This is a genomic window from Streptomyces sp. NPDC056452 (assembly GCF_042796085.1).
In the GTDB taxonomy this organism is placed as follows: Bacteria; Actinomycetota; Actinomycetes; order Streptomycetales; family Streptomycetaceae; genus Streptomyces.
Map to the genome: position 1 here is coordinate 1 of NZ_JBHTRI010000068.1, position 7,213 is coordinate 7,213.

At 68.2% G+C, this 7,213-nt stretch carries 9 protein-coding genes and 1 pseudogene; 4 read left to right on the top strand and 6 right to left on the bottom strand.

The features are described 5' to 3' along the window. Nucleotides 1-205 precede the first annotated feature (205 nt). From ACFQ6X_RS34920 to ACFQ6X_RS34930, 3 genes and pseudogenes are all read left to right on the top strand, one after another. Nucleotides 206-595 carry a VOC family protein gene (locus ACFQ6X_RS34920; RefSeq protein WP_383187936.1) on the top strand — a complete coding sequence of 130 codons (390 nt, stop codon included), beginning with the start codon at nt 206-208 and terminating at the stop codon, nt 593-595. A 315-nt stretch (nt 596-910) separates the two neighbouring features. Beyond that, nucleotides 911-1,338: pseudogene (locus tag ACFQ6X_RS34925) on the top strand (transposase); the annotation flags it as partial. Nucleotides 1,339-1,504: 166 nt separating this feature from the next. Further along, complete coding sequence (locus tag ACFQ6X_RS34930; protein WP_383187939.1) at nt 1,505-1,792, top strand: transposase; 288 nt, start codon at nt 1,505-1,507, stop codon at nt 1,790-1,792. 120 nt (nt 1,793-1,912) lie between these two features. On the opposite strand, the gene lepB is transcribed toward ACFQ6X_RS34930, so the two are convergent. From lepB to ACFQ6X_RS34955, 5 genes are all read right to left on the bottom strand, one after another. Then, nucleotides 1,913-2,647, bottom strand: coding sequence for a signal peptidase I (gene lepB, locus ACFQ6X_RS34935; RefSeq protein WP_383187955.1), 735 nt, complete (start codon nt 2,645-2,647; stop codon nt 1,913-1,915). A 969-nt stretch (nt 2,648-3,616) separates the two neighbouring features. Next, a complete protein-coding gene (locus ACFQ6X_RS34940) occupies nt 3,617-4,117 on the bottom strand; it encodes a signal peptidase II (RefSeq protein WP_383187941.1) in 501 nt (166 codons plus the stop codon). An 88-nt stretch (nt 4,118-4,205) separates the two neighbouring features. Continuing rightward, nucleotides 4,206-4,523 (bottom strand): transcriptional regulator, encoded by a 318-nt coding sequence (locus ACFQ6X_RS34945; protein ID WP_383187957.1) that lies wholly within the window; start codon nt 4,521-4,523, stop codon nt 4,206-4,208. Beyond that, nucleotides 4,523-4,987 carry a hypothetical protein gene (locus ACFQ6X_RS34950; RefSeq protein ID WP_383187944.1) on the bottom strand — a complete coding sequence of 155 codons (465 nt, stop codon included), beginning with the start codon at nt 4,985-4,987 and terminating at the stop codon, nt 4,523-4,525. The genes ACFQ6X_RS34945 and ACFQ6X_RS34950 overlap by 1 nt, the downstream gene beginning before the upstream one ends. A 241-nt stretch (nt 4,988-5,228) precedes the next feature. Next, a complete protein-coding gene (locus ACFQ6X_RS34955) occupies nt 5,229-5,378 on the bottom strand; it encodes a hypothetical protein (RefSeq protein ID WP_383187947.1) in 150 nt (49 codons plus the stop codon). 394 nt (nt 5,379-5,772) lie between these two features. Between ACFQ6X_RS34955 and ACFQ6X_RS34960 the strand changes: the two genes are divergently transcribed. After that, nucleotides 5,773-6,303 (top strand): site-specific integrase, encoded by a 531-nt coding sequence (locus ACFQ6X_RS34960; protein WP_383187949.1) that lies wholly within the window; start codon nt 5,773-5,775, stop codon nt 6,301-6,303. Nucleotides 6,304-6,611: 308 nt separating this feature from the next. Here the strand turns inward: ACFQ6X_RS34960 and ACFQ6X_RS34965 are convergent. Beyond that, the coding region (locus tag ACFQ6X_RS34965) for a Tn3 family transposase (protein ID WP_383187952.1) at nt 6,612-7,213 on the bottom strand (602 nt) is incomplete at its 5' end.

Consider the following 7,213-nt stretch of genomic DNA (forward strand, 5'->3'; position numbering starts at 1 on the left):
GTGTCCCCCCGACCGGTCACCTCACGGTCGGGGGGACACGGACGTCGGCATGTCCGCGCCGCACCACGACCGGTGAACGAGCGCCAGGAGTTGACCGCCGCTCCGTCAGCTCCGCACACGGGGCGGCAGTTCCGCCGCACCTGGAACGGCCGGCCACCCCGCCGGTCACGCGCGAACGGCCGCTACCCGACCGGGAGGTCCCGACATGGCCAGCAAGTTCACCGAGCTGGCGATCGACTGCGCCGACCCCGGCGGTCTCGCCCGGTTCTGGTGCTCGGTCCTCGACTACGTGGTGCAGGACGAGGACGACGAAGTCGTCACCATCGGCTCTCCCGCGGTTCCTGAGGGCAGGAACCGTCCCGGCCCGGTGCCACCGACGATGACCTTCGCCCGTGTGCCCGAGGGGAAGGCCGCCAAGAACAGGCTTCACATCGACGTCAACGCGACGGACAGGGAGCAGGACGAAGAGGTCCGCCGCCTGCTCGGCCTGGGGGCCCGGCACGCGGATGTCGGCCAGACCGGGAATGAGAGCTGGGTCACACTCGCCGACCCGGAGGGGAACGAGTTCTGCGTGCTGGCGGGCCGCCACCCCTGATCGGAAGCCGCTCACCACGCAGGGCCAACGAGTCAGGGCCCTGCCTCACCGAAGTGAGGCAGGGCCCTGACCTGGGCTCGAAGCCCTCTTGCACCGTCGGGACGACAGGATTTGAACCTGCGACCCCTTGGCCCCCAGGAGTAGGGGTCATCCCTTTTGTCTGAACATACGTCCAGAAATCAGGGGGCACAGCGTGTGGTGACGTGCGTGCCGTTCAGGTGCGCGGACACCGTCTGGTCCCCAACTGGTCCCCACGGGGCGTGTCCGTGACACGCACGTCCAAGGGTCGGGGTCGCCCGTCAGTACTGCGGAGCCCTGGGGAAGCGGGCGAACTGCCAGGTCGCGGTCAGCGTCCACGCCGCGACCGATACTGCGTCGTGTCCGCTGGACTGGCAGTTGTATCTGCCGCGGGAGTGGACGGACGAGCCAGGTCGCTGCCGCCGGGCCGGCATCCCGACGGCACCGTCCATCAGGAGAAATGGCGCCTCGCGCTCGGGCTGCTGGACAACGTGACCGACTGGGGGCTGACAGCCCCGGTTGTGGTCGCTGATGCGGTCTACGGCGTCAGCACGCCCTTCCGTCACGGCCTTCAGGAGCGGGGCCTGTCCTATGTGCTGGCGCTGACCGGGAAGGAAGTCGCCCACGAGCTGAACATCGAGCCGTATCAGCCGGATTACGGAGGTCTGGGTCCGCCGACCTTGGCCCGATACCGGACGGCGCCACGAGCTCTCCTTCTCCATGCGGCCGAGGCCGCTGCCGTCGGCCACTTCACCAAGATGGTCTGGCGACAGGGCAGCAAAGGCGCGATGACCTCACGGTTCGCGGTCCTGACGGTTCGGACGGCGGGCAAGCAGTCCCTGGCCGCCGTCCGAACCGTCAGGCGGCGGACACAACCAGTGGGACGGAGCCTTGCCCACTTCCACGGTCCTGGTCGAGTGGCCTGCCGACCAGGAGACCCCGACGGGTTTCTGGGTATCGAACCTGCCGCCCGAGACGCCCGTCGCCGAGCTGGTGCGGTGGGCGAAGATGCGCTGGCGCATCGAACACGACTACCGCGAACTCAAACACGGCCTGGACCTGGACCACTTCGAAGGCCGCACCTGGCGCGGCTGGCACCACCACGTCACCCTCGTCACCGCCGCCCAAGCCTTCCTCACCTTCAGGCGGCTCGACCCAGAAGTCCACACGCCGGCCTAACCCTCTATCAGATCCTGGACCTACTCCAGGATCTGCTGAAGAGCAGGACCGGCACCTGCACCACCTGCAACCGACCCCTACCCCGCAACCGAACCAGACACAGAACCTAACGAAGCACTACTAGCCGGACATCGGCAACGACGACCACCGGCCGACCGGCCATGCGACGACTACGGCCCGGCCGATCACCTCGTCCTCGTCGATGGTGCCTCCACCGTGAAGGTCCTGGTGATACCGGGAGTCCGAGGAGTCCTGGCGATGGTCGCCCATCACCCAGAGCTTCCCCTTCGGCACCTTGATCGGCCCGAACGGCTTGTCCCCGCAGGGGGTGTTGCCGGCGTAGATGTACGGTTCGTCCAGCGCCTTCCCGTTGACCTTCACAGGGCCGCTCCCCGAGCATTCCACGGTGTCGCCGCCGACCGCGATCACCCGCTTGATCAGATCCTTCTCGTCCGCCGACGGCATCAGACCAACGAAGCTGAGCACCCTCTGCAGCGCGTTCGGCTTGTCGGGCTTCCCCGGGAGCCAACCGCCCGGATCATGGAAGACCACTACCTCTCCGCGCTCCGGCTCGGATCCAAACCACGGTGTCAGTTTGTCGACCAGCACACGGTCGCCGACCTGCAGGGTGCTTTGCATCGACCCCGACGGGATTGAGAACGCCTGTACCAAGAACGTCTTGATGCCCAGCGCGATCACCAGCGCAAGGACGAGGAGGATCGGGAGCTCCTTCCAGAAGGAGCGCGTCTTCCGTCGCCTCTCGCCGCCCGTCGCTCCGTCGTCGGTCTGGCCACCGCCTGTCTCGCCGTCCTCGGATCTCGACCGTTTGCCGGTGATCAGATCTCCCACAACCATGCCTCCCCCTGCACCCGACCGCGGGCGCACCGTGTCCGAAGCGGTGCCTCGTGCGCACAGCGTCCGAGCCCACCACCCCCACAACGAACGGGAGTTCCGAGAATTCCGAAGCTTTCAGCCCCGCACCGGGCCCGGCCGCCAGGTCATCTTCCGGCACTACCCGTTTCGAGCATGGCTATGGCGAGCGGCGCGGCGGACTGCGAGCCCAGGCGGGCGTGCAAGGCCGCGGCCAGGCGGTCGACGGACTCCGGAGATGTGGCCGAGTCCGCGAAGGCGGGCAGCAGGAACAGTAGGCGGGCGTGGTGTCTGCGACGGTGCCGCCGGGCGGGCCGCTGTCAGCAGCCGCGACCAGGTCCGGCCAGGACAGTCCGGGGCCCATAAAGTGCCCGCCGGTGCGCGCGAGCGGTTCGGCACGGTCCCAGTCGGGATGGTGCACCAGGTAGTCGACCCCCTCCTCGTCAGGAACGGCCCGGTAGACAACGTGGAGCTGGTGGCCGGCATCGAGCGGGACGGTGAAGAGGGGGGCCATTCAGCCCGCCGCCTGTCCGTCGTCTGGAGATCGGGGCCCGGTGGCGACGCCTCACGACCGGGCCGCAAGCACTGCCCGCGCTTGCTCACCTGCGGGAGTCGAACGGCCAGGCTCCTGAGCCCCCGTCGACCTATGTGTGGTCCCTCTACGTGGACCGCGATCGGCAAGACGAGTTCTCTGTCAGCCTCGGGTGAGACATCCCGCTTTGTCGGGTCAACCTGAGAGGGCACGACAGGAGAACCACCCCTCATGTCGAGCGCCTGGAGAAGGAACTGGCCCGGAACAAGGCCGCGCTCGAGGTCACGGGAAAAGCTTCCGCGCTCTTGGAAATGATCTCCGAGAGCGCGGACTGACCGATGCCACCGACCCGGTCGCAAGCGCGAAACGGACATCGGCTCGCGTACTGCCTTCCGAGACGGCGCAGAGGTTCAGTCGTCAGGCTATGTCGAGTCAGACAGTGCCGTAGACACGTCAGGGGAGGGCTCTTCGCCTGGCGTCTTGGCAAGCGGCACACCACGTAGGCAGAGCAGCGCCAGCGCCGCGCATCCGCAGACGAGTGCAATGTCGGCGACGTTCCCCACGAAAGGGCCGTAGTCGATGAAGTCCACGACATGCCCGCGGGCGAAACCTGGCTCGCGGAAGAGCCTGTCACCCAAGTGGGACATCGTGCCGCCGAGTAGCGTGCCCAGCACAAGCGCCCACCCACGAGAAGTCAGTCTGCGTGCGGCACGGAGGATGCCGACCACTGCGCCCGCCGTGGCCAGGGTGAACACCCATGTCGCGCCGGAGCCGATGGAGAACGCGGCGCCGGCGTTGTACAACAGCCGGAAACGGATCAGAGTCGGGATCGCGGTGATGCTCTCGCCGGTGGACAGCGCGGAGACCGCCCAGAACTTGGTGAGTTGGTCCACGAGCAGGACCACTGCCGCCAGCGTGAGCATTACGCTGGGTAACCGTTCCGATCCCCGATTCAACCGCGGCATCATTCGTCGCTCCTTCTCATGTGGTTGTTACCTGCATTCGTGGTGGTCAGCCGTCCGGCTCACCGCACTGCGGAGCGCGAGCTGTTGCGACGATCCGCTCGAGGGCCGCGGCGTGGCCTTGGAACGCCTGCCGGCCGTCAGCCGTGAGCCGTACAAGGGTGCGGCGGCCGCCGACGTACTTGTCCTTCCGGACCTCGACATAGCCCGTGGCGGCAAGTGAGGAAAGGTGTTTGGAGAGCGCAGAGTCACTGGTGGGGATCGCGTCTCGCAAGAATCCGAACTCCGTCCAGCTCGCCGGTGCCAGCAGTGCGACGATCGTCAGGCGCGCGGGGACATGCAGGAACTCGTTGAAGCCGTCGTCCATCAGCACCGCCCGCCGACACCACGTTCACGCTGTTCACGTGCCACGACTACGACCCCCCGCTTGTGCGCGATCAGCACCCCCGCCACGCACAGAGCCGCGGCGGCCACCACGTGCGGGACCAGTACGCCAACAGCCCCCGCAAGGTCCGAAAGCAACCGGAACAGTCCCACCAGTCCCAGCCCGACCGCTACCCCGTGGAGCGCGTCCTTGCGGGTGAGGGGCATGCGGACGGGCGCCTTGCGCACGTAAACCGCGATCGTGCCCGCTGCCAGCAGCAACGAGGGGAAAAGTACCGCCCCGCCCCATGGATTCGGCAGGTCGTAGGAGGCGAACGCCGCGAACACGAGTAGCGCCTCGGCAAGAAGGTAGGGCCAGGAAAGTCCGTAGCGCACGCGCTCGGCGCGGGCCTGCTCGCCTCGGCGCCGAACCTCGTCCAGTGCGTTCTGTACGTCGTGAAATGTCATGTGGCTCCCCACCCTCGCCTGGCACACGTACTTTCCTCTCGGGAAAGTACCAGGTGCTTTCCCGAGAGGAAAGTAGGGGAGGCGGACCACGATCGCCACCCCAACGCGACGAACGGGTCACCGCAGGGAGCACGTTCCGCCCCTGCCGCCGTAAATGCCGGATGTACTGCTGCGGACCCTCTACCGTGATCATCGCGACCTGAGGCGGGCCATTTCGCCCGGGAGGGCGAGGTGTACGCATTTACTGCGGCAGTGCCGAGAGGGCGGGGCGGGTGACCGAACTCGGGAGCGGGGGCGCGTTGCGTGTGCCGCGCGCCCGGGTGGTGCCCGTGGCCGCTCCGCCCGCGTCGTACACCGCGGCGGTCGAGCGGTACCTCACCGGCGCGGGCATCGCGAAGTCCTCGGCGCGGATCTACCGGATCTCGCTGACGACGTGGGGGGTGGATGCTCATCGGCGAACCGGCGCCGACCGGGCCCGTCCGCCGGGGCGCGAAGCCGCCCGTTTTCCCCGTCGCCGCGATCGACGACCCGGCGCCGCCGGAAGTCCTGGCCGAGCTGGCGGCGGCGCGGGCGGACGAGATAGACGCCGACACCGTCAACCGGGAGCTGTCCATCGCGCGCAAGGCGATCGGCTGGTGGCACGCCAGGGCTGGATCGCCGTGGACCCGACAATCGGCATCGAGCGGCGGCCGGCTCCGCCGGACCGCACCAAGGCTCTGGCGGAGAACCAGCTCGCCGCCCTGTAACGCCCGGACGTAGCCCTGCGGGAGAAGACGTTCTGGAAGATGCTCCACGAGTCCGCCGCGCGGGCCGACGAGGTGCTGTACCTGGACGTGGAGGACCTGTACCCGCAGGACAAGCGGGGAAAGATCACCGCCAAGGGCGGGGCGACCGAGTGGATTCACTGGCAGTCAGGCACCGCCCAACTCCTGCCCCGACTCATCGCCCGGCGCACCCGCGGCCCGCTGTTCCTCACCGACCGCAAGACCCCCGCCGGAACGCCCACGCTCGACGTGTGCCCGGAGACCGGCCGGGCCCGGCTCTCCTACCGCCGCGCTGAGGAGATCTTCGAGGAGAACACCCGGCTGCCGGCCAACCCCCTCGCCTCGGCCGACGACATCGAGGACCTGAACGACTGGACGCTTCACCGGCTCCGGCACAGCGCCTTGACGCACGACGCGAAGGACGGCACCTCCACCCCGATGCTGCTGGCCCGCTCCCGCCACGCTTCCGTCCCCTGCCTGGAGCGGTGTGCCCGTCCCGGCGTCGACTCGGTCGCCCGGCACGTCGCCGAAGGCGCCCGCCGCCGCACGTAGATCCGAGCGGATCAGGCCTTCAAGATCATCCCGTTGCCCCTTTTACGCGTGACCCGCCAGGGCGCCCTCCTCCTGCACTGGCTCGACTCTCTGCAGGCTCCCGACCAAACGGCCTGACCTTGCGGGCGATCACCGGTCGGACTGAAACATCCGGCTTCTCCCTGGTCGCCTTGCGGTCGTCCGCCCCGCTCATGGTGCGAGGGCCGGGAAGGGTGGCCGTGGTGAGGCTCAGGAGGGTGCCTATGTCGAGGTTCACCTCGCCGTACGGACGCACGTGGGACCAGAACGGTGGGGTCAGGCCGCGCCGGTCAGCGGGAGTGAGGGTCCGCCCACTCCGGTTCGTCCAGGACGTCCTGGAGCATCAGGGTGTTCACGTAGACCAGGGCCGATTGCAGGATCCGCAGGCACAGAACGAACATCTCCTGCTCGTCGAGCCGGTTGGACGCGATCTTCCCGCCCTTGCCGTAGGCGATCACGGAGTTCGCGCCGTTGGAGGACTCCATGACGTTCAGACCCTCCTCGATCTCGCGTTGGAGGTCACGCAGCCGCAGGTAGCGGGAGACGAGGATGGTCTTCTGCGCGCGGCCGACCTCCAGCATCGCGGCGATCTCGGAGGCGGTGCAGTTGATCAGCTGGGAGTGGATGGCCAGGGACTTCTTCTCCACGTGCCAGTAGATGAGCACTCCGCGGCCGCGGTAGCGGGAATGCCACTCGGTGAACAGGTTCTGGTCGTAGGCGCGGACGTGGGTGGAGTCGGAGGCGACCGCGGTCGAGCCCTGGCGCCACAGCTCGGTACTGCGGGTGGCGAAGGTGGCGTTCGCGATCTGGATGGCGACAACACGGGCCGCCTCCGCAGAAGGTACCGGCGCCCGGCGCGAAGGCGGAGCTCGGGCTGCGCAGCCCGAGCTCC